The organism is Rhodococcus sp. 11-3 (assembly GCF_023704055.1).
In the GTDB taxonomy this organism is placed as follows: Bacteria; Actinomycetota; Actinomycetes; order Mycobacteriales; family Mycobacteriaceae; genus Rhodococcus; species Rhodococcus aetherivorans.
On sequence record NZ_CP080406.1, the window covers coordinates 3,772,026 to 3,796,672 of the forward strand.

General features: G+C 72.4%; 24 protein-coding genes. 5 read left to right on the top strand and 19 right to left on the bottom strand.

The genetic code is table 11. The features are described 5' to 3' along the window. Positions 1-3: 3 nt before the first annotated feature. Both gatA and gatC read right to left on the bottom strand, forming a co-directional pair. The gene (gatA, locus tag KZJ41_RS17620; RefSeq protein ID WP_161996481.1) at positions 4-1,479 is read right to left on the bottom strand and encodes an Asp-tRNA(Asn)/Glu-tRNA(Gln) amidotransferase subunit GatA; all 1,476 of its coding nucleotides are present in this window, start codon (positions 1,477-1,479) and stop codon (positions 4-6) included. Further along, positions 1,476-1,775 (bottom strand): Asp-tRNA(Asn)/Glu-tRNA(Gln) amidotransferase subunit GatC, encoded by a 300-nt coding sequence (gene gatC, locus KZJ41_RS17625; protein ID WP_029544440.1) that lies wholly within the window; start codon positions 1,773-1,775, stop codon positions 1,476-1,478. The genes gatA and gatC overlap by 4 nt, the downstream gene beginning before the upstream one ends. A 291-nt stretch (positions 1,776-2,066) precedes the next feature. Here gatC and KZJ41_RS17630 point away from each other — a divergent pair, with 291 nt between their 5' ends. Next, a complete protein-coding gene (locus KZJ41_RS17630) occupies positions 2,067-2,717 on the top strand; it encodes a hypothetical protein (protein ID WP_006942337.1) in 651 nt (216 codons plus the stop codon). A 10-nt stretch (positions 2,718-2,727) separates the two neighbouring features. Here KZJ41_RS17630 and KZJ41_RS17635 read toward each other — a convergent pair whose 3' ends face one another. The 9 genes from KZJ41_RS17635 to KZJ41_RS17675 all read right to left on the bottom strand — a co-directional run bounded on the left by KZJ41_RS17635 (position 2,728) and on the right by KZJ41_RS17675 (position 12,522). Next, on the bottom strand, positions 2,728-3,216 hold the full coding sequence (locus KZJ41_RS17635; RefSeq protein WP_029544443.1) for a GNAT family N-acetyltransferase: 489 nt from the start codon (positions 3,214-3,216) through the stop codon (positions 2,728-2,730). A gap of 79 nt (positions 3,217-3,295) precedes the next feature. Beyond that, positions 3,296-5,419 (bottom strand): NAD-dependent DNA ligase LigA, encoded by a 2,124-nt coding sequence (gene ligA, locus KZJ41_RS17640; RefSeq protein ID WP_029544445.1) that lies wholly within the window; start codon positions 5,417-5,419, stop codon positions 3,296-3,298. Positions 5,420-5,429: 10 nt separating this feature from the next. Continuing rightward, positions 5,430-6,491: a methionine synthase gene (locus tag KZJ41_RS17645; protein ID WP_050035417.1), complete on the bottom strand. Its 1,062-nt coding sequence runs from the start codon at positions 6,489-6,491 to the stop codon at positions 5,430-5,432. After that, positions 6,488-7,582, bottom strand: a complete 1,095-nt coding sequence (mnmA, locus tag KZJ41_RS17650; protein ID WP_251549363.1) for a tRNA 2-thiouridine(34) synthase MnmA — start codon at positions 7,580-7,582, stop codon at positions 6,488-6,490. Before mnmA ends, KZJ41_RS17645 begins: the two co-directional genes overlap by 4 nt. Positions 7,583-7,587: 5 nt before the next feature. Continuing rightward, on the bottom strand, positions 7,588-8,814 hold the full coding sequence (locus tag KZJ41_RS17655; RefSeq protein ID WP_050035419.1) for a cysteine desulfurase family protein: 1,227 nt from the start codon (positions 8,812-8,814) through the stop codon (positions 7,588-7,590). A 42-nt stretch (positions 8,815-8,856) separates the two neighbouring features. After that, positions 8,857-9,756: a 1-acyl-sn-glycerol-3-phosphate acyltransferase gene (locus tag KZJ41_RS17660; protein ID WP_006933200.1), complete on the bottom strand. Its 900-nt coding sequence runs from the start codon at positions 9,754-9,756 to the stop codon at positions 8,857-8,859. Beyond that, complete coding sequence (locus KZJ41_RS17665) at positions 9,753-10,595, bottom strand: GNAT family N-acetyltransferase (protein ID WP_029544454.1); 843 nt, start codon at positions 10,593-10,595, stop codon at positions 9,753-9,755. The genes KZJ41_RS17660 and KZJ41_RS17665 overlap by 4 nt, the downstream gene beginning before the upstream one ends. Before the next feature lie 137 nt (positions 10,596-10,732). Beyond that, the gene (locus KZJ41_RS17670; protein ID WP_006933196.1) at positions 10,733-11,689 is read right to left on the bottom strand and encodes an electron transfer flavoprotein subunit alpha/FixB family protein; all 957 of its coding nucleotides are present in this window, start codon (positions 11,687-11,689) and stop codon (positions 10,733-10,735) included. Positions 11,690-11,736: 47 nt separating this feature from the next. Beyond that, complete coding sequence (locus KZJ41_RS17675) at positions 11,737-12,522, bottom strand: electron transfer flavoprotein subunit beta/FixA family protein (RefSeq protein ID WP_006933194.1); 786 nt, start codon at positions 12,520-12,522, stop codon at positions 11,737-11,739. 230 nt (positions 12,523-12,752) lie between these two features. Between KZJ41_RS17675 and KZJ41_RS17680 the strand changes: the two genes are divergently transcribed. The 3 genes from KZJ41_RS17680 to KZJ41_RS17690 are packed head-to-tail and all read left to right on the top strand — an operon-like array spanning position 12,753 to position 16,326. Further along, positions 12,753-13,532 carry a bifunctional 2-polyprenyl-6-hydroxyphenol methylase/3-demethylubiquinol 3-O-methyltransferase UbiG gene (locus tag KZJ41_RS17680; protein WP_230304485.1) on the top strand — a complete coding sequence of 260 codons (780 nt, stop codon included), beginning with the start codon at positions 12,753-12,755 and terminating at the stop codon, positions 13,530-13,532. Beyond that, complete coding sequence (locus KZJ41_RS17685) at positions 13,529-15,085, top strand: glycoside hydrolase family 57 protein (protein ID WP_043799677.1); 1,557 nt, start codon at positions 13,529-13,531, stop codon at positions 15,083-15,085. Before KZJ41_RS17680 ends, KZJ41_RS17685 begins: the two co-directional genes overlap by 4 nt. Continuing rightward, the gene (locus tag KZJ41_RS17690; protein ID WP_006933189.1) at positions 15,082-16,326 is read left to right on the top strand and encodes a glycosyltransferase family 4 protein; all 1,245 of its coding nucleotides are present in this window, start codon (positions 15,082-15,084) and stop codon (positions 16,324-16,326) included. The genes KZJ41_RS17685 and KZJ41_RS17690 overlap by 4 nt, the downstream gene beginning before the upstream one ends. A gap of 19 nt (positions 16,327-16,345) precedes the next feature. On the opposite strand, the gene KZJ41_RS17695 is transcribed toward KZJ41_RS17690, so the two are convergent. Further along, entirely contained in the window at positions 16,346-17,836 is a 1,491-nt protein-coding gene (locus KZJ41_RS17695; protein WP_050035420.1) for an amidase, read from the bottom strand. 15 nt (positions 17,837-17,851) lie between these two features. Beyond that, positions 17,852-18,613: an acyltransferase gene (locus KZJ41_RS17700; RefSeq protein WP_029544462.1), complete on the bottom strand. Its 762-nt coding sequence runs from the start codon at positions 18,611-18,613 to the stop codon at positions 17,852-17,854. 97 nt (positions 18,614-18,710) lie between these two features. Here KZJ41_RS17700 and KZJ41_RS17705 point away from each other — a divergent pair, with 97 nt between their 5' ends. Then, positions 18,711-20,012, top strand: coding sequence for a PQQ-binding-like beta-propeller repeat protein (locus KZJ41_RS17705; protein WP_050035421.1), 1,302 nt, complete (start codon positions 18,711-18,713; stop codon positions 20,010-20,012). A 24-nt stretch (positions 20,013-20,036) separates the two neighbouring features. Here the strand turns inward: KZJ41_RS17705 and KZJ41_RS17710 are convergent, their stop codons facing one another. From KZJ41_RS17710 to KZJ41_RS17735, 6 genes are all read right to left on the bottom strand, one after another. Further along, positions 20,037-20,417, bottom strand: coding sequence for a VOC family protein (locus KZJ41_RS17710; RefSeq protein ID WP_006933183.1), 381 nt, complete (start codon positions 20,415-20,417; stop codon positions 20,037-20,039). After that, positions 20,414-20,701, bottom strand: coding sequence for a helix-turn-helix transcriptional regulator (locus KZJ41_RS17715; RefSeq protein WP_006933181.1), 288 nt, complete (start codon positions 20,699-20,701; stop codon positions 20,414-20,416). The genes KZJ41_RS17710 and KZJ41_RS17715 overlap by 4 nt, the downstream gene beginning before the upstream one ends. A gap of 75 nt (positions 20,702-20,776) precedes the next feature. Further along, positions 20,777-21,934: a hypothetical protein gene (locus KZJ41_RS17720; protein ID WP_050035422.1), complete on the bottom strand. Its 1,158-nt coding sequence runs from the start codon at positions 21,932-21,934 to the stop codon at positions 20,777-20,779. A 1-nt stretch (position 21,935) separates the two neighbouring features. Next, positions 21,936-22,913, bottom strand: coding sequence for a class I SAM-dependent methyltransferase (locus tag KZJ41_RS17725; protein WP_029544469.1), 978 nt, complete (start codon positions 22,911-22,913; stop codon positions 21,936-21,938). A 53-nt stretch (positions 22,914-22,966) separates the two neighbouring features. Continuing rightward, on the bottom strand, positions 22,967-23,746 hold the full coding sequence (locus tag KZJ41_RS17730; protein WP_050035423.1) for an enoyl-CoA hydratase/isomerase family protein: 780 nt from the start codon (positions 23,744-23,746) through the stop codon (positions 22,967-22,969). A 10-nt stretch (positions 23,747-23,756) separates the two neighbouring features. Beyond that, positions 23,757-24,590, bottom strand: coding sequence for an NUDIX domain-containing protein (locus KZJ41_RS17735; RefSeq protein ID WP_251549365.1), 834 nt, complete (start codon positions 24,588-24,590; stop codon positions 23,757-23,759). Positions 24,591-24,647: the final 57 nt, after the last annotated feature.

The following is a 24,647-nucleotide window of genomic DNA, read 5'->3' on the forward strand; positions in this document are numbered from 1 at the left end:
GACTCAGGCGACGATCGGGCCGCGTGCGGCCTCGAACGCGGCGCCGACGCGGTAGAGGCGCTCGTCGGCGAGCGCCGGGGCCATGATCTGCAGGCCGACGGGCAGCCCGTCGTCGGCGGACAGCCCGGACGGCACGGACATCGCGCAGTGCCCGGCGAGGTTGGTCGGCAGCGTGCACAGGTCCGACAGGTACATCGCCAGCGGATCGTCGACCTTCTCGCCGATCTTCCACGGGGTGAAGGGGCTGGTCGGCGAGACGAGGACGTCGACCTGCTCGTACGCCTTCTCGAAGTCCCGCGCGATGAGGGTGCGGACCTTGAGCGCCTGCCCGTAGTAGGCCTCGTAGTAGCCGGAGGACAGCGCGTAGGTGCCGATCATGATGCGGCGCTTGACCTCCTTACCGAACCCGGCGGCCCGGGTGGCGGCCATGACCTGCTCGGCGCTCATCGTGCCGTCGTCGACGCGCAGGCCGTAGCGCATGGCGTCGAAGCGGGCGAGGTTGGAGGAGACCTCGGACGGCAGGATCAGGTAGTACGAGGCGAGCGCGTACTCGAAGTGCGGGCAGGAGACCTCGACGACCTCGGCGCCGAGTTCGGTGAGCGTGGCCACGGCCGCGTCGAAGGACGCCAGCACGCCCGGCTGGTAGCTGTCCGAGTGCAACTCCTTGACGACGCCGACGCGCAGGCCCTTCAGGTCGCCCTGCGCGCCCTCCCGGGCCGCCTGGACGACCGGCCGGACGGGCGCGTCCACCGACGTGGAGTCGCGCGGGTCGTGGCCGGCGATCACCTCGTGCAGCAGCGCCGTGTCGAGCACGGTGCGGCCGCACGGGCCGCCCTGGTCGAGCGACGACGCGCACGCGACGAGGCCGAACCGGGAGACCGTGCCGTAGGTGGGCTTGGTGCCGACCGTGGCGGTGACGGCGGCGGGCTGGCGGATCGAGCCGCCGGTATCGGTGCCGATGGCCAGGGGCGCCTGGTAGGACGCCAGCGCGGCCGCGGAGCCGCCGCCGGAACCACCGGGGATCCGGGTGGTGTCCCACGGGTTGCGGGTGGGACCGAAGGCGGAGTTCTCGGTGGACGATCCCATCGCGAACTCGTCCATGTTGGTCTTGCCCAGGATGGGGATGCCGGCCCGCCGCAGCTTCGACGTCAGGGTCGCGTCGTACGGCGACATCCAGCCCTCGAGGATCTTCGAGGCGCACGTGGTGGGCATGTCGGTCGTGGTGAACACGTCCTTGAGGGCGATCGGCACGCCGGCCAGCGGCGACGCCGGGCTCTCGCCCGCGGCGACCGCGCGGTCGACCTCCGCGGCGGCGGCCAGCGCCTGCTCCCCCGCGACGTGCAGGAAGGCGTGGTAGTCGCCGTCGACCTCGGCGATGCGGTCGAGGTGAGCCTGGGTGACCTCGACCGACGAGACGTCGCCGGAGTGGATGCGGTCGGCGAGGTCGGCCGCGCCCAGCCGGGTCAGGTCGGCGCTCATTCGCCCTCCCCCAGGATCTGCGGGACGGAGAAGCGGCCGTCCTCGACGAGCGGCGCGGCGGCGAGCGCCTGCTCCGGCGTCAGGCCCGGGCGCACCTCGTCGGGGCGGGTCACGTTGGTCACCGCGTTCGGGTTGGCCATCGGCGCCACATCGTCCGCAGCCACCTCCGACACGGCCTTGACGTGGCTGAGGATCGTATCCAGCTGGCCGGCGAACTCGTCGAGTTCGGCGTCGGTCAGCGCGAGCCGGGACAACCGGGCGAGGTGCGCGACCTCGTCACGGGAGATGGCAGGCACCTTCGGTGACCCCTTTCCGATGAAGAAACGAACGTCCCGTCCAGGGTAGTGCGTGCCGACCGGGACGGTTTCGCCGGTTCCCCGGACCCGCGCCGACCGCCCGCCGTGTTGCAGTTCGGAGAAACACCTGTGTCGTTCGTGTGACAACGACCGCGTGACCGGCGGTTTCCTGTCCCGTCTCGGCGCAGCACCGCCGGACCGGCATCCGGCGGTGCTGCGGGGGTGAAAAGATGGTGTCCGTCGCCGGCCGAGCGCCTCGGCCGTGACTTCGGAATCGGGGAAAGGACGCACGTGTCGTACCTGTTACGCGTCCAGCTTCCCGACCGGCCGGGCAGCCTCGGTTCACTCGCCGTCGCGCTCGGTTCGGTCGGTGCGGACATCCTCTCGCTGGACGTCGTCGAACGCGGCGCCGGCTTCGCGATCGACGATCTCGTCGTCGACGTCGACGCCGGGTCGCTGCCGGACACGCTCATCACGGCCGCCGAACGCCTCGAGGGCGTGACGGTGGACTCGATCCGTCCCTATGCGGGAATCCTCGACACCCACCGCGAACTCGAGCTGATCGATCAGGTCGCCACCGCGCGCCACGATCGGCTGCAGGTGCTCGTCGACGGGGCGCCCCGGGTGCTGCGCGTCGGCTGGGCGACCGTCGTCGACACCGGCCCGTACGGGGTGTACCGGGTGGTCGGCAGTTCCGGCGCCCCCGAGACCCGGCCGGCGGAGGTGCCGTGGATGCCGCTCGAGAAGCCGATGCTGCTCGACCACGAGGGCGAGTGGGTGCCCGACCTGTGGCGAGCGATGAACACGACCCTGGCGGCGGCGCCCCTGGGGACCCAGGGCCGGGTGCTGATGCTCGGCCGGCCCGGCGGCCCGGAGTTCCGCCCGTCCGAGGTGGCCCGGCTCGGCTACCTGGCCGGCATCATCGGAACCGTCCTCGGCTGAGCGGAACGGCTCAGACCAGCTCCCGGACCAGGGTGCTCAGCTCGACGCCGGGCACCGGCGCCCAGTCCCGCTCGGGGACGGGGACGAATCCGTTGCGGTCGTAGATGCGGCGCGCGTCGACCATGTCCGGCTGCGTGGAGAGCACCACGGCGCGATCGCCGCGGTCGTAGGCGGTGTCGAGGACGTGCCGCACCAGCGCCGACCCGACACCCCGGCCCCGCGCCGACGGCGCGACGGCCAGCATCCGGAACTCGAGCTCGCCCTTCTCGGCGATGTGGGCGAAGCGCGACGCCGGCTCCGCCAGCGTCACGGACCCGACGATCTCGCCGTCGGCGAGCGCGACCACCACCTCGGCGTGCTTGTCGCGGGCGGCGGTGTCGCGCAGACGCTCGGCGTACGGGTCGTCGGGCTCGACGAATCCGCCGCCGACGTACACGTCGACGGTGAGGGCGCCGACGGCGTCGTACTCGTCCGGGCTCACGCGTCTGATCTCGATCACTGGAGGACTATCCCAGTGACCGCCCCTTCCGCCCAAACGGTTTCCGGGCGATCTCCGTCACACCGGCTCCGGCCGCCGGTCAGCTCTCGAGCTCGCCGAACTCCTCCTCGATCGCGTCCTGGCCACCCGAGACGCCGTCCGGGCCGAGTTCGAGCAGCCGGCGGAACCCGTCCTCGTCGAGGACGGGGATGCCCAGCTCGGCCGCCTTGTCGGCCTTCGTTCCCGGGGCATCGCCGACGACGACGAACGCGGTCTTCTTCGACACCGAACCGGCCGCCTTGCCGCCGCGGAGCAGGATCGCCTCCTTGGCCTGATCCCGCGAGAAACCCTCGAGCGATCCGGTGACCACGATCGACAGGCCCTCGAGGGTGCGTTCGATGGATTCGTCGCGCTCGTCGAGCATGCGCACCCCCGCCGCGCGCCACTTCTCGACGATCGCGACGTGCCAGTCGACGGCGAACCATTCACCCAGGGCCGCAGCGATGGTCGGTCCCACCCCCTCGACGGCGGCGAGCTCGTCCACGGACGCCTCGCGGATCCGGTCGAGGCTGCCGAATTCGGTGGCCAGCGCCCGTGCGGCGGTGGGGCCGACGTGCCGGATCGACAGTGCCACCAGCACCCGCCACAGCGGCTTGTCCTTGGCTGCTTGGAGATTCGCCAGCAGGCGCTTGCCGTTGGCGGACAGCGCCCCCGCCTTGGTGCGGAAGAGCGACGTCCGCAGCAGGTCCTCGGCGGTCAGGTCGAACAGGTCACCCTCGTCGGCGATCACCCCGGCCTCGAGCAGCGCGGTGGCGGCCTCGTAGCCGAGCGCCTCGATGTCGAATGCGCCGCGGCCCGCGACGTGGAAGACCCGCTCACGCAACTGTGCGGGGCAGTGCCGCTGGTTGGGACAGCGCAGGTCCACGTCACCCTCCTTGGCGGGGGCGAGCGGTGTCCCGCACTCGGGGCATTCGGTGGGCATGACGAACTCGCGTTCGGTGCCGTCGCGCAGGTCCACCACCGGGCCGAGCACCTCGGGGATGACGTCACCGGCCTTGCGCAGCACCACCGTGTCGCCGATGAGCACGCCCTTGCGGGCCACCTCCGCCGCGTTGTGCAGGGTGGCGAGGGAGACCGTCGACCCGGCCACCGTGACCGGTTCCATGTAGGCGAACGGGGTGACCCGGCCCGTGCGGCCGACGCTGACGCGGATGTCGAGCAACGTGGTGGTCACCTCCTCCGGCGGGTACTTGTAGGCGATCGCCCACCGGGGTGCGCGCGAGGTGGTGCCGAGCCGGCGCTGCAGGGACACCTCGTCGACCTTGACGACGAGCCCGTCGATCTCGTGTTCGACGTCGTGGCGGTGCTCGCCCCAGTACCGCATCCGGGCGACGACCTCCTCGACGCCGACGACGCGGGCGGTGTGCCCGGAGACGGGCAACCCCCAGGCGGCGAGGGCGGCGTAGGACTGCGACAGCGACACCGGCTCGAATCCTTCGACGCGGCCGAGCCCGTGGCAGATCATCCCGAGGCGGCGCCGCGCGGTCACCGCGGGGTTCTTCTGCCGCAGCGATCCGGCCGCGGTGTTGCGCGGATTGGCGAACGGGGCCTTGCCCTCGGCGACGAGGGCGGCGTTGAGCGCGTGGAAGTCCTCGAGCCGGAAGTACACCTCGCCCCGCACCTCGAGAACCCGGGGGACGGGAAATTCCTCGGTGGCGGTGAGCCTTTCGGGGATGTCGTCGATCGTGAGGGCATTGAGCGTGACCTCCTCGCCGGTGCGGCCGTCGCCGCGGGTGGCGGCACGGCGCAAGCGGCCGTCCTCGTACACCAGACTCAGCGCGACGCCGTCGATCTTCACCTCGCACAGGTAGTGCAGGTCCGGACCCGTCTCGGCCTCGACGCGGGAAACCCAGGCGCGCAGTTCGTCCTCGGTGAAGACGTTGTCGAGGCTGAGCATCCGCTCGAGGTGGTCGACGGCGGTGAAGTCGGTGGCGAAGCCCCCACCGACGAGCTGCGTCGGGGAGTCCGGGACGCGCAGGTCCGGGTAGTCGTCCTCGAGCTGCTTCAGCGCGCCGAGCAACTGGTCGAAGGCGCCGTCGGAGATGATCGGCGCGTCGCGCACGTAGTAGCGGAACTGGTGCTCGCGCACCTCCTCCGCGAGCTGCTGCCAGCGCTCGCGCACGTCGGGCGGAGCTTGGGTGGGCGCGTCCGTCGATTCACTCACGCCGGAAAGACTAGTCGAGCGATACGACGTTCCCGGCCGCTGCGGAGCCGAGCGATTCCGGGTCGTCCGCGAACGCGGCGGCGACGTCGCGGGCGAGGCGCAGCGCCCGGCGCGCCCACGTGGGATCGGCGCCGGCCAGGCCGCAGCGCGGGGTGACCCCCACCGAGCGCAGCGTGGCGCGGGGGAAGCCCAGCCGGTCGATCAGCGTGATCGCGGGGGCCGCGACGTCACGCCAGGTGGGGACGGCCGTGTCGGGTGCGGTGGACGGCACCAGCCCGAGCAGGAGGGTGGTTCCGGCGTCGATCAGCTCACCGATACCGTCGAGGTCGGCGGCGGTGAGCTGCGCGACGTCGAGGGCGACGGCGTCGACGCCGCTGCGGCGCAGCAACCCGGTGGGCACGTCGGCGGCGCAGCAGTGCACCGCGACGGGGCGGCCGATCGCCGCGATCGCGGCCTCGAGCAGGTGCTGCGCCTCCGGCTCGGGGAGCGCCGGCACCGATTCGAGCTTCGTGCGTCCGGTCAGGGTCCCGGCGAGGACGGCGGGCAGCGCAGGCTCGTCGAGCTGGACCACCACGTGGGCGCCGAGGCGGCGGGTCAGTTCCGCGGCGTGCCGCGCCAGGCCCTCGCCGAGGGACTCGGCGACGTCGCGCACGGCGCCGCGATCGGTGAGCACCCGCCGGCCCCCGGCCAGCTCGGCGTGCGCGGCGAGGGTGAACGGGCCGGCGGACTGCACCTTCAGGAATCGACCGGGACCGAGACCCGCTGTCTCCCATGCCTCTTCGAGTGCATCGAGATCTCGGCGCAGCAGATCCCCGGCGCGGGCGGCGACCGCGCCGCGGCGACCGCCGAGCCGGTACCCGGTGGTGGACGTGTCGAGGTGCAGGTCGACCAGCAACGCGCCGGTGCGGCCGATGAGATCGGCCCCGAGCCCGCGGGCCGGCAGCTCGACCAGGTGCGGCAACGCCTCGAGCTCGCCGAGCACGGTCGCGGCCGATTCCCGGGCGTCGGTGCCGGGCCACGACCCGATGCCGGTCGCGACGCCGGACCAGGGGTTCGGGATGTTCGCGGTCACCGGGACGTGGCCGCCGTGCCGGTACCGACGATGGTGCCGCTGCCGAGGACGACGTCGCCGCCCGCGTCCGGCCGGTACAGCACCACGGCCTGTCCGGTGGCGACGCCGGTGAGCGGTTCGCGCAGGGTCACCACGAGACCGGTGCCGGCGGGCTCGGCGACGGCCGCCGCGACACCGCCGTGCGCGCGGACCTGCACGACGCATTCGACCGGTCCGGCCGGCGCGGCCCCGCTCGTCCACACCGCGCGCTCGGCACTGATCGCCCACACCTTCAGGTCTTCCGCGGAGCCCACCTTCACCGTGCCGGTGTCCGGCTCGATCGCGGTGACGTAGCGGGGGCGGCCGTCCGCGCCGGGGCCGGCGATGCCCAGGCCCTTGCGCTGTCCGACCGTGAAGCCGTGCACCCCTTCGTGTTCGGCGAGCACGGCGCCGGACCGGGCGTCGACGACGCGGCCGGGACGCACCCCGATGCGGGCACCGAGGAAGGCGCGGGTGTCACCGGAGGGGATGAAGCAGATGTCGTGACTGTCGGGCTTGTTCGCGACCGCGAGACCCCGCTCGGCCGCTTCGGCGCGGATCCGCTCCTTCGGGGTGTCCCCGACCGGGAACATCGCACGCGCGAGCTGGTCGGCCGTCAGCACACCGAGCACGTACGACTGGTCCTTGCCGGCGTCGACCGCGCGACGCAGGACACCGTCGTCGAGCCGGGCGTAGTGGCCGGTGGCGACCGCGTCGAAGCCGAGGGCGACGGCCCGGTCGGCGAGGGCCGCGAACTTGATCTTCTCGTTGCAGCGCAGGCACGGATTGGGGGTCTGGCCGGCGGCATAGGACTCGACGAAGTCGTCGATGACGTCCTCCTTGAACCGGTCGGCGAAATCCCAGACATAGAACGGGATTCCGAGCACGTCGGCGGCGCGGCGCGCATCCCCGGCGTCCTCCTTGGAGCAGCAGCCCCGCGACCCGGTCCGCAGCGTGCCCGGCGCCGTGGACAGCGCCAGGTGCACGCCGACCACGTCGTGGCCGGCGTCGACCGCGCGGGCCGCGGCCACCGCCGAGTCCACGCCACCGCTCATTGCCGCGAGCACCCTCATCGACGTCACCTCTCTCGACTACCGGCGCCGGCCAGTCCGGCGGCCCGCGCCCGTCCCACCACCTGCGGCAGCGCCGCCACAACGGCCTCCACGTCGGCGCGAGTCGACGTGTGGCCCAACGAGAATCGCAACGACCCGCGGGCCGTGCGGGGGTCCGCCCCCATCGCGACGAGCACATGGCTCGGCCGCGCCACCCCGGCGGTGCAGGCCGAACCGGTCGAGCACTCGATCCCGGCCGCGTCCAGCAGCATGAGCAGCGAATCGCCCTCGCAGCCGGGGAAGGTGAAGTGTGCATTGCCGGGCAGGCGGTCCGCGCCGCGCGGGCCGTTGAGGACCGCGTCCGGGACCACGGCCGTCACACCGGCGATCAGTTCGTCGCGCAGCGTCGTGAGCGCGACGGTGCGTTCGCCGAGTTCGGCCGTCGCCTCGCGCAGCGCCGCGGCCATGCCGGCGATCCCGGCGGTGTCGTGGGTTCCCGACCGTACGTCGCGCTCGTGTCCGCCGCCGTGGGTGAGGGGCACGCACGGCACCTGCCGGCCCAGCAGCAGGGCACCGACACCCTGGGGTCCGCCGAACTTGTGCGCGGCGATCGTCATGGCGGCCAGCCCGCTCGCGGCGAAGTCGACGGGCAGATGGCCGACCGCCTGCACGGCGTCGCTGTGCACGGGCACCCCGTACTCGGCGGCGACCGCGGTGAGCTCGGCGACGGGCATCACGGTGCCCACCTCGTTGTTGGCCCACATCACCGACACCAGGGCCGTCTCGTCGGCGTGCTCGGCGAGGGCCATCCGCAGCGCATCCGGCTCGACGCGTCCGTCGGCGTCGACGGCCAGCCAGGTCACCTCGGCGCCCTCGTGCGCGACGAGCCACTCGACGGCATCGAGCACGGCGTGGTGCTCGACGGCGCTCGCGATCACCCGGCGACGGCGCGGATCGGCGTCGCGGCGCGCCCAGTAGATGCCCTTGACCGCGAGGTTGTCGCCCTCGGTGCCGCCCGAGGTGAAGACGACCTCGGAGGGACGCGCACCGAGGTCCGCGGCGATGGACTCCCGGGCCTCCTCGATGCGGCGCCGCGCCGCGCGGCCCGACCCGTGGAGGGACGACGCGTTGCCGACCGTCGCGAAGATCTCCGTCATCGCCGACACGGCCGCGGGCAGCATCGGGGTGGTCGCGGCGTGATCGAGGTAGACGGTCGTCGAGGTGCCGGAGGCTCCGGCGGCGTTCGAGGTCATGACCGAACCAGGATAGCGGGTCGGGGCTCGCGCCCGTCGCGCTCACCGTCCGGCCCGGAGCTCCTCGCGACCACGGGTGTCGTGCGCGGCGGCGGCCCGGCCGAGCCTGGCGAACTCGGCGCCGTCGTCGTGCCGCCGGCGCGCGGACCGTTCACACCGCGCGGCGAGGTCGCGGCGATCGGAGCCGGGCCGCTCGAGCGGGGCGAGCACCACCTCCGCCACCACGCCCCGGTGCCGCAGGAGCCGTCGCAGCGACGCTCCCATCGTCTCGTCGCCGACGAACGCCGGGCCGGTGGCGATCGTCCCGGCGGCGTCGGCGTACCGGAGCCCGACCGGCTGCACCGGGCGCTGCGCGTCGATCGCCGCCTGGAACAGTGCCGGACGGAACCCGCCGTACGCCCTGCCGCACCACGTCGTGCCCTCCGGGAACGCCGCGATCCGCTCCCCCGCCAGGAGGCGGTCGCGGATCCGCGACACCACGACGGGCAGGTCGCGCAGACGCTCGCGCTCGATGGGTATGACCCGCATGCGGCGGGCCAGCGCGCCGAGCAGTCCCCACTCGAGCAGGTCGCTGCGCGCGACGAACCCTGCCGGGGCAACCGCGGTGAGCACCAGCACGTCGGTCCAGGACACGTGCGGGGCGACGACGAGCACGCCCCCGCCTCCCCCGCCTCCCCCGTCGCCGCGGTCCCGCAGGTCGGTCACCGTCAGCCGCAGCCCGGCACAACGCAGCAGGACGCGGGCGAACGCACGCTGGGCGGCGAGGCGCCCCGGGCGGGGCAGGAGCCGGCCGGCGGTCAGCAACGGGGCGGTTGCCAGGACCGCCACCACGAGCACCCAGCGCGCCGCCGCCGTGACGAAACTCACTCGCCCCGGATCGGCCGGAAGGCAGCCGGTGCCGCAGGGACTGGCCGGCATCCAGGCGTGGGCGCGGGTGTTCACGCCCGCGCTCCTGCGGCCGCCTCGGCGCTCTCGGCGGCGGTCCGCAGCCGCTCGAGGTAGCGCGCGTTGGCTCCGGCGAGGCTCTGCAGCGCGACGAAGTCGGCCACCCCGAAGTCGGGGTCGTGGGCGGGCTCGCCGCAGATGCGAGCACCGAGCCGCAGATACCCGCGCAGCAGCGGCGGCAGCACCGGCCGCCCGGGTGACGGGATATCGTCGAGGGGGCGGCCGTCGACGACGACCGGGGTCCGGGGAAGCACCCGCCGGGCCGGCTCGACGGAGTGCCGGGCCAGCAGCACGTCGCGCACTCCCCGGACGTTGGCGCCGGGCACGTCGGACGGGTGGGTGCGCATCGGCACCGACACGCACCCCATGACCCAGTTGTGCCCGGTGAGTTGCAGGTAGTGCAGGATCCCGGCCCACATCAGCGACAGGACCGAGCCGGAGCGGTGGGCGGGGTCGACGCAGGCGCGGCCCATCTCCACCGCCCGCAGACCGTCGGGATCGAGGGCGGTGAGATCGAATTCGGTGGCGGTGTAGTAGCCCCCGGCGGCGCGTGCGGCCTCCGGCGGCAGCATCCGGTAGCAGCCCACCACCGCGCCGGTGTGGTTCTCGCGCACCAACAGGTGGTCGCAGTACTCGTCGAAGCGGTCGGCGTCGAGGCCCGCGGGCATGCCTGCCGGGAGGTGGAATCCGGGTTCGGCGGCGAAGACGCGGTAACGCAGCCGCTGTGCGGCCTCGCGATGTTCGCGGTCGGCGGACACGAGCAGGGAGTACCGCGGCCCCGACAGCACCGCCTCCGACAGCCCCGGGTTTTGGGCCGGCACCAGCAAAGTGGTCATGGCGCAATGTGTATCGAGCCGGTACGTCGCGGCAGGGGCGGCACGGTGTCGCCTCCGTGCACGTCCGGTGAACATGCCCGGGTACGCGTGCGGCCCCGCACCCTGGACGGGTGCGGGGCCGCGGCGGGACCTCGGGATCAGCCCTTGTGCTTCTTGATCTCCTCGGTCAGCTGCGGAGCGACGTTGAACAGGTCGCCCACGACGCCGTAGTCCGCGATCTCGAAGATCGGGGCCTCTTCGTCCTTGTTGACCGCGACGATCGTCTTGGACGTCTGCATGCCGGCCCGGTGCTGGATGGCGCCGGAGATGCCCAGCGCCACATACAGCTGCGGCGAGACGGTCTTGCCGGTCTGACCGACCTGGAACTGGCCCGGGTAGTAGCCGGAGTCGACGGCGGCGCGGGAGGCACCGACGGCGGCACCGAGCGAGTCGGCGAGGTCCTCGACGACGCTGAACTTGTCGGCGCTGCCGACGCCGCGGCCGCCGGAGACGACGATCGACGCCTCGGTCAGCTCGGGACGGTCGCCGCCCACGATCGGGTTGCGCGCGGTGATCTTGACCGCGTTCTCCTCCTGCGCCGGCACCTCGACGTCCACGCGCTCGGCGGCGCCGGCCTGCGGCTGCGCCTCGACGGCACCCGGACGCACGGAGACGACCGGCACCTCGCCGTTGGCCTTGGCGTCGACGGTGTACGCGCCACCGAAGATCGAGTGCACGGCCGAACCGTCGGACTTGACGTCGATGACGTCGCAGAGCAGACCGGAGCCGATGCGCGCGGCGAGGCGGCCCGACACCTCCTTGCCCTCGACGCTGGCGGCGGTGATCACCGCGGCGGGGCTGGCGGACTCCACGAGCGAGGCCAGCACGTCGACCTTCGGGGTCACCAGGTAGCCCTCGATGTCGTCGGACTCGGCGGCGTAGACCTTGGCGGCGCCGGCGGCGGCGAGCGCGTCCTGCAGCTTGTCGGCGGTGCCGGCCGGACCGGTCACGACCGCGGCGGGCTCACCCAGCGCACGGGCGGCGGTGATCAGCTCGGTGCTGACCTTCTTCAGCGCGCCCTCGGCGTGCTCGACGAGCACGAGTACTTCTGCCATTGCTCTTTCTCTCCCTTGGGTATGTCTGCTGTGTCGCGTGGGCGCGATCAGATGATCTTCTGGCCGACGAGGTACGCGGCGATCTTGCTGCCGCCGTCACCCTCGTCCGCGACGCGCTCACCAGCGGTACGCGGGGGCTTCGGGCTGACACCGGTGACGGTGCTGCCGGCGTTGGCCACGCCGAAGATCTCGGGGTCGAGCCCGATGTCGGCGAGAGTGAGGGCCTGAACTTCCTTCTTCTTGGCGGCCATGATGCCCTTGAAGGACGGGAAGCGGGGCTCGTTGATCTTCTCGGTGACCGAGACGATGGCCGGCAGCGTGGCCTCGAGGGTGAAGACACCCTCGTCGGTCTCGCGCTCGCCGCTGACCTTGCCGTCGGCGACGGTGAGCTTGCGCATGTGGGTCAGCTGCGGCAGGCCGAGGTACTCGGCGATGATCGCCGGCACGGCGCCCATCCGGCCGTCGGTGGCCTCGTTGCCGGCGATGACCAGGTCGACGCCCTCGATCTGGCCGAGAGCCGCCGCGAGCGCGTACGCGGTCTGGATCGCGTCGGAGCCGTGGATGGCCGGGTCGTTGAGGTGGATGGCCTTGTCGGCACCCATGGACAGCGCCTTGCGGATCGCGTCGGTGGCGCGGTCCGGACCGGCGGTGAGCACGGTGACCTCCCCGCCGTCGCGCTCCTTGATGAGCAGGGCTTCCTCGACGGCGCGCTCGTTGATCTCGTCGAGCACCGCGTCGGCGGCCTCGCGATCGAGCGTGAAGTCGCCGTCGCTGAGCTTGCGCTCGGACCACGTGTCGGGGACCTGCTTGATCAAAACGACGATGTTCGTCATGGGTCTACGTCGACCTCCTGTGTATGACTGCCTGGGATCGGCGAGGCGCAACGCCTTGACCGAGCTCTCGTGCTTCGCACGGGGGTGTGCGATAGATTACCTCACGCTAAGTTACCCGCTGGTAACTTGGATGGGAACCTCGTTCACCATAACCACACGAAGGGAGCCGCACGGCTGTGATCTGGACCACCGATGACGAGGTCGACAAAGGTGGGGCTAATGTCTGGGCGGTGAGCGAATCCCCCGTCCCCGCCGGCGACGCCCCTCAACTGCCACTCACCGGCGAGCGCACCGTTCCCGGCATCGCGGAGGAGAACTACTGGTTCCGCCGCCACGAGGTGGTCTACCGCGACCTGCTGCCCCGGTGCGCCGGCCGCACCGTGCTCGAGGCGGGCGCCGGCGAGGGCTACGGCGCCGACATGATCGCGGGCGTCGCCACCGCCGTCGTCGGCCTCGACTACGACGAGAGCGCCGTCGCGCACGTGCGCGCCCGCTACCCGCGCGTGGACATGCGGCACGCCAACCTCGCCGACCTGCCCCTCGCCGACGCCTCCGTGGACGTTGTCGTCAACTTCCAGGTCATCGAGCACCTGTGGGACCAGTCCGGGTTCCTGCGCGAATGCCACCGCGTGCTCCGGGACGGCGGCGAACTGCTGATCAGCACCCCCAACCGCATCACGTTCTCCCCCGGCCGCGACACCCCGCTCAACCCGTTCCACACCCGCGAGCTGAACGCCGCCGAACTCACCGAACTGCTCGAGGGAGCCGGCTTCCGCGTCGCCCTGACGACCGGGGTGCACCACGGCCCCGCCCTGCGCGCCCTCGATGCCAAGCACGGCGGCTCCTTCATCGACGCCCAGATCGAGCGCGCTCTCGCCGGCGAGCCCTGGCCCGCCGGCCTGACCGCAGACGTCGCGGCCGTGACGGTCGACGACTTCCTCCTCGCGCCCGAGAACATCGACGCCAGTCTGGATCTCGTCGCGATCGCGGTGAAGGATCCGGCGCGGTGACCACTCCCGCCACCCGGCGGGAACCGGGACTGTTCGCGCTGGTGCTGCACTCGCACCTGCCGTGGCTCGCCCACCACGGTCGCTGGCCGGTCGGCGAGGAATGGCTCTACCAGTCCTGGGCCGCGACGTATCTCCCGGTGACCGACGTCCTGCGCCGGCTTGCCGCCGAGGGCCGCACGCGCCTGGTCACCCTCGGGGTGACGCCCGTGCTCGCCGCTCAGCTCGACGACCCCCACTGCCTGACCGGGATGCACCACTGGCTCGGCAACTGGCAGCTGCGCGCCCACGAGGCCGCGGGCATGCGGGAGCCGGCCTACCGTGCGCTCGGAGCCCGCGAGCACCGGCATGCCGCCGCAGCCCTCGAACAGTTCGAAACCCGTTGGCGTCACGGCGGATCCCCGGTGTTCCGCGAACTCGTCGACGCCGAGGCGGTCGAACTGCTGGGCGGGCCGCTGGCCCATCCCTTCCAGCCTCTGCTCGATCCCCGCCTGCGGGCGTTCTCCCTCGCCGAGGGACTGGCCGACGCGCATGCCCGCTGGGCGCACACACCGCAGGGCATCTGGGCGCCCGAGTGCGCGTTCACCCCCGGCATGGAGGCCGGATACGCCGCCGCCGGCGTCGGGCACTTCATGGTGGACGGTCCCGCCCTGCGCGGCGACACCACGCTCGGCCGGACCGTGTGGGACTCCGACGTCGTCGCCTTCGGCCGGGATCTGCAGGTGTCCTACCGGGTCTGGTCGCCGAAGTCCGGCTACCCGGGCCACCCCGCCTACCGGGACTTCCACACCTACTGCCACGACACCGGGCTCAAGCCCGCCCGCGTGACCGGCCGCACCGTCGCCCCACAGGACAAGGCGCCCTACGACCCCGATCTGGCGTCCGCGGCCGTCGACCGCCACGTGGCCGACTTCGTCGACACGATCCGCCGCCGACTGCGCCGCGAGTCCGACCGCATCGGGCGCGACGCCCTGGTGGTCGCCGCCTTCGACACCGAGCTGTTCGGCCACTGGTGGCACGAGGGCCCGCTGTTTCTCGAACGGCTGCTCCGGGCGCTGCCGGAGGCGGGCATCGAGGTGGGCACTCTCGCCGACGCACGCGACCGCGGGTACGTGGGAGCACCCGTCGACCTGCACGACACCTCGTGGGGGTCCGGGAAGGACTGGCGGGTGTGGGCCGGCGAGCAGGTTCGCGACCTCGTACAGCTCGACGAGGAGGTCGTGCGCACCACGCTCGACACCCTGGACAAGGCCCGCGGCGCCGCCGGGGCCGGCCGCCCCGCGCTGCGCAACCGGGTGCACGACCAGATGCTGCGCGAGGCGCTGCTGACGGTGTCGAGCGACTGGGCATTCATGGTCAGCAAGGACACCGCGGCCGGATACGCGCGGGACCGGGCCCACAAGCACGCCCACGCGTTGCGCGAGATCGCCGCGGCGGTCGCCGCAGGCCGCGACGAGACGGCGGCGCGCCTGGCCGCCGGCTGGAACCGGGCCGACAATCTGTTCCCCGGGCTCGACGCCCGCCGCCTGCCCGACCGGATGGGAGCCCCCTCGTGAAGGTGCTGATCGTCTCCTGGGAGTACCCGCCCGTCGTCGTCGGCGGCCTCGGCCGGCACGTGCACCACCTCGCCACCGAGCTCGCCGCCGCCGGCCACGAGGTGGTCGTGCTCTCCCGGCGGCCCACCGGCACGGACGCCACCACCCACCCCACGATCAGCCACATCGCCGAGGGCGTGCTCGTGGTGGCCGTCGCCGAGGACCCACCGCACTTCGACTTCGGCGAGGACATGCTCGCCTGGACGCTCGCGATGGGTCATGCCATGGTGCGGGCGGGGCTGAGCCTGACCAAGGGCGGCATCGGCGACGGCTGGTACCCGGACGTGGTGCACGCGCACGACTGGCTCGTCGCACACCCCGCCGTCGCGCTCGCCGAGTTCTTCGACGTACCGCTGGTGTCCACCCTGCACGCAAGCGAGGCCGGCCGGCACAGCGGCTGGCTGTCGGGCCGCGTGAACCGGCAGGTGCACTCGGTGGAGTGGTGGCTCGCCAACGAATCCGATCGGCTCATCACGTGTTCGGCATCGATGAACGAGGAGGTCGCCGCGCTCTACGGGCCGGACCTGCCGCCGGCGACGGTGATCCGCAACGGAATCGACGTCACCGCGTGGTCCTACCGGGAGCGGGCGCCGCGTTCCGGGCCGCCGCAGCTGCTGTTCGTCGGCCGCCTCGAGTACGAGAAGGGCGTGCAGGACGCGATCGCCGCCCTCCCCCGGATCCGGCGCACGCACCCCGGCACGACCCTCGTCGTCGCCGGGGAGGGCACCCAGTTCGACTGGCTGCGCGAGCAGGCGCGCGTGCACCGCGTCGCGCGGTCGGTGACGTTCGTCGGCAACCTCGACCGCATCGAGCTGCTCGGGTGGCTGCACCGCGCCGATGCGATCGTCCTGCCGAGCCGCTACGAACCGTTCGGGATCATCGCACTCGAGGCCGCGGCCGCCGGGACGCCACTCGTCGCGTCGACGGCCGGCGGCCTGGGGGAGGCCGTCGTCGACGGCTCGACCGGCCTCTCGTTCGCACCCGGCGACGTCGCGGGGCTGGCGTCGGCGGTCCGGCGGACCCTCGACGACCCCGCGGCCGCCCAGCGACGGGCGCGGGCGGCGCGCGAGCGGCTCACGGAGGACTTCGACTGGCGGCTGGTGGCCACCGAGACCGCCCGTGTGTACTCGGAGGCGAAACGTCGTGTGCGCCATCCGCTTCCGCGACCGACGATTCCCCAGCGGCCGTTGCCCGGCCGGTGACCGGCGCTGCCGGCCCGCGTCACCGGGACGGCAGCAGCGGAGGCTCGCGGTGCGCCCAGGGCCGGGCCCGCTCGAGCTGTGCCGCGAGCGACAGCAGCAGTCCCTCCGAGCCCAGCGGCCCGAGAAACTGCACGCCCAACGGCAATCCCGCCGCGGTCCAGTGCAGTGGCACCGAGATCGCCGGGCGCCCGGTGATGTTCGCGAGCTGGGTGTACGGCGTCCGGGCGAGGTTCTCGTCGACGATGCGGTCCATCAGCCCGGCCCACCGCGCCGCGCGGCCCAGCCGCGCCGTCACGATCAGGCGCGCGGCCCCCTGGAGCGCGGGCGGCGTGGCCAGTTCCCCCACGCGCGCCGGCGGATACGCCAGGGTCGGCGTGAGCAGCAGGTCGTACCGCTCGTGGAACGCGCCGAGCTGCTGCGTATACCCGTTCCACCGGCGCAGCGAGGCGAGATAGTCCGAGGGCCGCACGGAGTCGCCGAGCGCGGCGAGGAACCGCGTGTCGGGCTCGAACGCGTCGGGGGCGCACCCGGTGCGCAGGCGCGCCTGCCGGACGTCGGCGGCGAGCCAGGCGAACCACATCGTCAGCCAGTCGGTGGACAGCCGCCGCTCGTCGATCCCCGTCGCCGCGGGTTCGACGGCGTGGCCCAGCTCGGCGAGCAGCGCCGCGGCGTTCTCGACGGCCGTGACGGCCTCCGGGTCGACGCCGGTGCCGATCGGGGAGTCCGTCGCGAACCCGATGCGCAGCGTCCGCGGTGGGGTACTCGCCGCGGACGCATACGACTCCTGCGGTGCCGCCGTGAGATAGGGCCCGTTCGGGTCCGGACCGGCCAGCACGTCGAGCATGGCTGCCGCGTCGCGCACCGTGCGCGTGACGACCCCGTTGCTGACCGCCCCGTGCCGGTCCTCGTCCACCTCGGGTCCGCTCGGCACCAGGCCCCGGCCCGGTTTGAGCCCGACCAGCCCGCAGCAGGCGGCCGGAATGCGGATCGAGCCGCCGCCGTCGTTCGCGCCGGCCGCCGGGACCACGCCGGCGGCGACCGCCGCCGCGGATCCGCCGGAGGACCCGCCCGGCGTGTGCGCGGGATTCCACGGGTTGCGGGTGGGACCGTTCGCCACCGGCTCGGTCACCCCCTTGACCCCGAACTCCGGAGTGTTCGTCTTGCCGAAGAGGACGAGGCCCGCGTCCAGCCAGCGATCGACGACCACCGCGTTGCGCACGGCGGGCAGCTCCGCCAGGGACCTGCTCCCGCTGCCGGTCGGAATCCCCGCGACGTCCTGGAGAAGATCCTTGACCAGGAACGGCACCCCCGCGAACGGACCCTCGAGGCGCTCCGCGGCCCGGCTGCGCGCCTGCTCGTCGAGCCGGCGCACGACGGTGTTCAGTGTGGGCTCCACCGCGTCGAGCCGGGCGAGGGCCGCGTCGAGCAGTTCGCGCGGCGTGACCTCGCGGCGGGTGACGAGTTCGGCGAGCCCCACGGCGTCGTAGCGGCGGTAGTCGGCGTAGTCCATCGCAGGCGCCCCGGATCAGGAACCGGGTTCCGCCGCCGGTTCGCGGCCCGCCTTCTTGCGCGCGATGTCCTCGAGCGCGGCGACGTACGCGGCCCGGTCGGCGGCACCGGACTCCCAGTCCGTGCGGCGGTTCCTGACCACCTTGGCCGGCGATCCGACCGCGATGCTGTAGTCCGGGATGTCGCCCTTGACCACCGCGTGCGCGCCGAGGACGCAGCCGCGGCCGGTGCGGGTGCCGCGCAGCACCGTGACCTTCGTCGCGATCCAGGTGTCGGGTCCGATCCGCACGGGGCTCTTGACGATCCCCTGATCCTTGATCGGGTACGTGATGTCCTCGGTGCGGTGGTCGAAGTCGCAGATGTAGCACCAGTCGGCGACGAGTGTGGAGGCGCCGATCTCGATGTCGAGGTAGGTGTTGACGACGTTGTCCTTGCCGAAGACCACCTTGTCGCCGATGCGCAGCGACCCCTCGTGACAGCGGATGGCATTGCCGTCGCCGATGTGCACCCACCGGCCGATCTCGAGCCGGGACAGCTCGGGGACGGAATGGATCTCGACGTTCTTGCCGAGGAACACCATGCCGCGCAGGATCACGTGCGGGTTGGCGAGCTTGAACTTGGCGAGCCGGTAGTACCGGACCAGGTACCACGGCGTGTACGCCTTGTGCGCCAGCACCCATCGCAGCGAATCGACGGTCAGGAATCGGGCCTGATCGGGATCCCGCCGACGAGAACCCCGCCACCTCGTGCGCAACGGTGCGCCCCACATGCTCGTCATGGTTGCCAGCGTACGGTCCGCCTCGCGCATCGAGTGCGCCACCCGGCCCGATAGTGTGGCCCATCGGGTCATTCGAGCCATGGCGAGGAGATGAGTGATGCGGGCTGCCCTGCGGACGGTGATGCTGACGGCCTCGGCGGCACTGGTGTTGACCGGATGCGGCAGCGACGGCGGCCCGGTCGACGTCCTCGCCGCCGGGGCGTGGCCGGGTCGGTACGCCGACGCCCGCAACAGCAACACCGCGCCCGCCGACGGGCTGCGCGACCTCGCGCCCGCCTGGTCACGTCCGCTCGGCGGCGCCGTCACCGCGCCCGCGAGCGTCGCGGCGAACGGACAGATCTTCGTCACCGCCGCGACCGCCGCCGGCTGCAACCTCGTCTCGTTCCAGATCGACACCGGCCGCAAGCGCTGGTGCACCCGCCTCGCGCCGGGTGTCACCGGGGTGACTCCCACCGCCGACGGCGTGGCCAACATCTACGTCGGCGAGGAGGGGGCGATGGTGTCGTTCAACGAGCACGGCCAGCGGCGCTGGCGGATCCCGGTGAGCGGGACGCCGGGCACCGCACAGTTCACCGGCGACGGAAACCTCGTGTTCGTCACGCATTTCGGTCAGGTCAACGTGCTCGACCCGCAAACGGGCAGGCACGCCGCCCCGATCTTCGACCTCGTGCCCACCCCCGGGGTGGCGGACGGGACGAACGTGCCACGGCTGCCCAACGACCACGGTCTGGCCGCATGTTTCGGCGGATCGGAGGACTGCCCGGTGGCCACCACCCCGGCGGTCGATCTCGGGACCGGCCGGATTCTGGTGACGCTGTGGCGGCCGGGCGCCGATCGCGCCGCCGTCGTGTCGATGCGCTACACCGGCGGCGACGATGCGCGGGTGGTCGAGGAGTGGTCGCAGCCGGAGCTTCCGGGCGGCGCGACGACCAGTCCCGTGCTGTCCGCGGACGGCGCCACGGTGTACGTGCACGACGGCGAGGGAGCCCTGTGGGCCCTCGATGCCGGGACCGGGACGCCGCGGTGGAGCCACGACCTCGGGTACACGGCCTCCACCGGACCGGCGGTGTCCGCCGACGGACTGCTGGTCCTCGCGCCGGGGGGCCGGACCGGCGACCTGGTGGCGCTGCGCGACACCGGTGAGGCGGCCGAACTCGTGTGGCGCCGCGGCGACGTGCGCCAGCTGGGGGTGCCGGCGCTGACCGCCGACGGCATCGGATACACGGTGGCCCGAGCCGACGACGGGTTGGCCGCGCTGGTGTTCGACGCCGCCAGCGGGGAGACGCTCGACGAGGAGACCCTGCCCGACGCGGCCGGATTCTCGGTCGGCACCGCGGTCGGGCCGGCTGGCGAGTTCGTCACGGCGACGCTGCCGGGCGACGTCTACGTGCTCCGCTGACCTTTCGCCGCGGGCGGCGACGGCTCAGCCGGCGATCTGGATGAGATTGCCGCAGGTGTCGTCGAAGACGGCGGTGGTGATGCCGCCCATTTCGAGGGGCTCCTGGGTGAATCGCACCCCGAGGCTGCGCAACCGCTCGTACTCGGCGCGCACGTCGTCGACCGCGAACGAGGTGAACGGGATACCGTCGGCGACGAGGGCCTCCTTGAACGGCCGGACGGCGGGATGGCCGTCGGGCTCGAGGACCAGTTCCGGCCCGTCCGGTTGCTGCGGCGAGACGACGGTGAGCCACCGCGCCTCGCCCAGGGGGACCTCGGTCTTCTTCACGAAACCCAGGACGTCGGTGTAGAAGGCGAGCGCCTTGTCCTGGTCGTCGACCAACACGCTGGTGAGGGTGACCTTCACTGCGACTCCTTTCGATGCGCGACCGTCCATCGGTCGGCGAGGCCCTGCAGTGGCGCAACGTCCACATGATGGAACTTCGATCGCCCCTCGCGGCGGGTCCGGACCAGCCCGGCCTCCTCGAGGATCGCCAGGTGCTGCGAGATCGCCTGCCGGGACGAGCCCAGGCCGTGCCGCGAGATCAGTCGTGTGCACAGCTCGAACAGCGTCTGGCCGTCCCGGTCGACGAGCTCGTCCAGGATGGCCCGCCGGGTCGGATCCGCCAGCGCTTTGAAGACGTCGACCACACCGTCGAGAATACGCAAGTATTTGCTTGCATATCAAGACCCGCACCGGAACGACCCACCCGGCCGGGACAGGGCTCAGCGACTGGGTTCGCAGACGAACGCCGTCGGGGTGCGGCCGATCCGCGTGAGCACGACGCTCAGCGACCGCGATCCGCGCAGCTTCAGCCGCGGCCGGAGCACCGCCGGATCTGCGTCGACCCCTCGCACGAGAATCTCCGCCACCCCACAGTCCATCGACGAGAGCGATTGCCGGAGAGTCTTTTCCGTGTACTTCAGTCGATCGAGAACGCGGAATCCCCGCACCCCCGCGGGGAGGGTGTCGCCGGTGAGATACGCGATCCGCGGATCGAGCTGCCACAGGCCGTGGGCGGCCGCGTAGTGCCGCACCAGCCCCGCACGCACGATCGCCCCGTCGGGATCGACGATCCACTCCCCCGGTTCCCGCTCGGGGATCTCGTCCGGCTCCGCGTCGGTGATCTCGAATACGGCGCCGTCCGAACGCAACACACTCGCCCGTCGCCGCACGCCCGGCGTGGCCAGACCCGGGGAGTACAGGCATGCCTCGCGGACGCCGCCGTCGAGCGAGACCACCTCGACCTCCCCCGCCCAGTCCAGCGCATCGAAATCCAGTCCGGGGGCACACTTGACGGCCAGGTCCCGTCCGGCGTAGGCGTCGAGCAGGTCGGGCAACGGCGGCATCAGGGCCGCCGGGTCGTGCGTGCGCCGACCCTCGGATCGGCGGGCCGGATCGGCGATCACGGTGGTACCGCGGGTGATCGGGCGCAGCGCGTCGGCGCGGGCCAGCGCCGCCCCGGGGACGTTGTGGGCGGCCATCGCGAGGCGAACGGGGTCGAGATCGCTGCCGACCACCGCCTCCGCGACCCCCACCAGGGCCGCCAGCTCGGCGCCGATCGAGCACGTCACGTCGTGGACGCGCCGGCCGGCGAGCCGGCGGGCCCGATGCGCGGCGACGGACGCCGGCGTCGCCTGCTGCAGCGCGTCGTCGGTGAACAGCCAGCCGCCGGCAGCGGGCAGCTTCGCGACCGCCCTGCGGCGCAACAGCACCGTCTCGGTCAGCGGCGCGGTCAGGTCGGCGAAACGCGTACGCGCCCAGCCGATGTCGGCTAGGCGCGTCCGCGCGGACAGCTCCCGGGCGGCCACCTCCGCGAGATCGGCCGCGCCCTGCGACGAACGCAGGTACGCGACGTCGGCGAGGGTGAACGCGTAGCCCACACTACTTGCCGGGCTTCACGCCGGTGATCATGACGTTGTAGAAGAAGCTGCGCGGGACCACGTGCCTGAGGACCTTCTCGTCCACCCAGCTGAGCGTGCGCCACCCGCCGAACGCGAAGCGCGCCCAGCCCCAGCCCAGCTTCTCCGCGGGCACCGCGGCCTCGAATGTGCGGACCGGCCAGCCCAGCAGCGCGGCCGCGAACTCCTCGCTGCTCGCCTTCACCTCGACCGCGCCGGCCGAAGCCGCCATCCGCTCCAGGTCCGACGGGTCGAAGGTGTGCAGGTCGACGACCGCCTCGAGCGCCGCGGCACGGGAGGACTCGTCGAGTTCGGCCTGCGGCCGCCGCCAGTCCCGCAGGAACGGCAGCTTCGTGACGTTGGTGGTGGCCTCCCACGTGAGGCGGCCGAGCCAGCGCGCGTAGAAGTTCCCGACCGTGCTGGGCTCGCCGGCGAAGACGAACCGGCCGCCCGGCTTCAGCACGCGCAGCACCTCCCGCAGCGACTGCTCGACGTCGGGGATGTGGTGCAGCACCGCGTGACCGACGACGAGGTCGAAGGTGTCGTCGTCGTACGGGATCGTCTCGGCGTCGGCCACCCGGCCGTCCACGTCGAGGCCGAGGTGCCCGGCGTTGCGCAGCGCCACCTTGACCATCCCGGGCGACAGGTCGGTGACCGAGCCGGTCCTCGCCACTCCGGCCTGCATGAGGTTCAGCAGGAAGAAGCCGGTGCCGCAACCGAGTTCGAGGGCCCGCTCGTACGGCAGGGGCTGGTCACCGGCGGCGGCGTCGAAACGACCCTTCGCGTAGTCGATGCAGCGCTCGTCGTAGGAGATCGACCACTTCTCGTCGTAGGTCTCGGCCTCCCAGTCGTGGTAGAGCACCTGCGCGAGCTTGGTGTCCCGAAGGGCGGCCGCCACCTCCTCGGCAGTGGCGTGCGGGTTCGGCGCGGGGTCGACCCCGTCGGTCCTGCTTGCAGTCATGAAGGGCATCCTACCCATCGGTAAGGAATGAACAAGTTCCAGTTCCGGGGTGCCTACTCCCCGACGAACTCGGCCTTACCCGGGCCGTTGGCGACGAAGGACTCCATGCCGATCGTGCGGTCCTTCGTCGCGAACAGGCCGGCGAAGACGTGCTGCTCGATCCTCAGCCCCGTGTCCAGGTCGGTGTCGAGGCCCTGGTCGATCGCGGCTTTGGCCGCCGCCAGTGCGCGGGTGGCGCCCCGGCTGAACTGCGACGCCCACGCGCGCGCCGCGTTGTACACCTCGTCCGGGGCGACGACCTCGTCGACCAGCCCCATCTGCAGGGCCTCGGCCGCACCGACGAAGCGGCCGGTGAACACCAGATCCTTCGCCTTCGACGGGCCGACGAGGCGGGCGAGGCGCTGGGTTCCGCCGCCGCCCGGGATGATGCCGAGCAGGATCTCCGGCACACCGACCTTCGCGTTGTCACCGGCGATCCGCCGGTCCGCACCCAGTGCGAGCTCCAGACCGCCCCCCAGCGCGTAGCCGGTGATCGCGGCCACCGTCGGCTTCGGGATCTCCGCCACCGACCCCAGCGCCGACTGCAGGTCCGCGATGATCTCGCTCATCTGCACGTAGCTCAGCTCGGCCATCTCCTTGATGTCCGCGCCGGCCGCGAACACCTTCTCACCGCCGTAGACGATCACCGCCTTGACGTCGGAGTTCACGGTCGCCTCGCGCGCAGCGGCCCGGATCTCCTCCTGCACCTGCCGGTTGAGTGCGTTCATCGGCGGCCGGTCGAGCCGGATGGTGCCGATACCGTCGGAGACCTCGAGTGTCACGAATTCAGCCATGAGGCACAGGCTAGTTGGCGCCCCGGGCGGCCCACGGATGCGGCCCCGCCTCGTAGTAGCCGTCCTGCTCGGGGAACTCCACCCGGAGCTGTCCCTCCCAGGTGATCCGGGTCGGCAGGATCGGCGTGATCTGCGGCTCCGCAGCGAGGATCTCCGCGACCGAGCCGAACCGTGACAGGGCCGTCAACTGGCTCCAGGTCGGGGGCAGCAGCACACTGCCGCCCTCCTGCCAGTGCGCGATCGCCTCCTGCGGAGTCTGCCACCGCACCTCGTCGGCCTCGCTCGTCTCGCCGTCGGCGATCTGTCCCTCGGGGGCCGCCGCGACGAAGAACCTCGTGTCGTAGCGACGACCCTCTCCGACCGGCGTGATCCAGTTCGACCACGGCCGCAACAGGTCCGCACGCAGCACCAGCCCCTCACGTTCGAGGAACTCGCCGAAGGTGAGCTCCCGAGCCTCGAGCTGCCTGCGGGACTCCCCGAACGGTGTCGTGTCCGCCACCACGGTGTCCGGTGTCGCACCGGCGAGCAGCACCCCGCACTCCTCGAACGTCTCGCGCACGGCCGCGAGGACGAGCGCCTGCGCGAGCGTCTCGGAGGTGCCGAACCGCTCCGACCACCACGGCACGGGCGGTCCCGCCCACGCCACCGTCGCAGCGCTGTCCGACGGGTCGACGCCGCCGCCGGGAAACACCGTCATGCCGCCGGCGAACGCCATGCCGCGCACGCGCTGCAGCAGGAACACCTCGACGCCACGGTCGCCGTCCCGGACGAGGATCACCGTCGAGGCATCCTTGAGCGGCATCGCCGCTGCACCCGCGGGTTCTCCCGAACGTTCGATAGCCATACTCACAAGTTACGGCATGACGTGACGCACAACTCACCCACCCGGCCGCTCCGCGCG

Excerpts from the sequence above, each read along its gene's own strand:
- gatA (WP_161996481.1), bottom strand. The coding sequence starts at position 1,479 with ATGAGCGCCGACCTGACCCGGCTGGGCGCGGCCGACCTCGCCGACCGC.
- mnmA (WP_251549363.1), bottom strand. The coding sequence starts at position 7,582 with ATGAGGGTGCTCGCGGCAATGAGCGGTGGCGTGGACTCGGCGGTGGCC.
- KZJ41_RS17655 (WP_050035419.1), bottom strand. The coding sequence starts at position 8,814 with ATGACCTCGAACGCCGCCGGAGCCTCCGGCACCTCGACGACCGTCTAC.
- KZJ41_RS17665 (WP_029544454.1), bottom strand. The coding sequence starts at position 10,595 with ATGACCACTTTGCTGGTGCCGGCCCAAAACCCGGGGCTGTCGGAGGCG.
- KZJ41_RS17670 (WP_006933196.1), bottom strand. The coding sequence starts at position 11,689 with ATGGCAGAAGTACTCGTGCTCGTCGAGCACGCCGAGGGCGCGCTGAAG.
- KZJ41_RS17675 (WP_006933194.1), bottom strand. The coding sequence starts at position 12,522 with ATGACGAACATCGTCGTTTTGATCAAGCAGGTCCCCGACACGTGGTCC.
- KZJ41_RS17695 (WP_050035420.1), bottom strand. The coding sequence starts at position 17,836 with ATGGACTACGCCGACTACCGCCGCTACGACGCCGTGGGGCTCGCCGAA.
- KZJ41_RS17700 (WP_029544462.1), bottom strand. The coding sequence starts at position 18,613 with ATGACGAGCATGTGGGGCGCACCGTTGCGCACGAGGTGGCGGGGTTCT.
- KZJ41_RS17705 (WP_050035421.1), top strand. The coding sequence starts at position 18,711 with ATGCGGGCTGCCCTGCGGACGGTGATGCTGACGGCCTCGGCGGCACTG.
- KZJ41_RS17725 (WP_029544469.1), bottom strand. The coding sequence starts at position 22,913 with ATGACTGCAAGCAGGACCGACGGGGTCGACCCCGCGCCGAACCCGCAC.
- KZJ41_RS17730 (WP_050035423.1), bottom strand. The coding sequence starts at position 23,746 with ATGGCTGAATTCGTGACACTCGAGGTCTCCGACGGTATCGGCACCATC.
- KZJ41_RS17735 (WP_251549365.1), bottom strand. The coding sequence starts at position 24,590 with ATGGCTATCGAACGTTCGGGAGAACCCGCGGGTGCAGCGGCGATGCCG.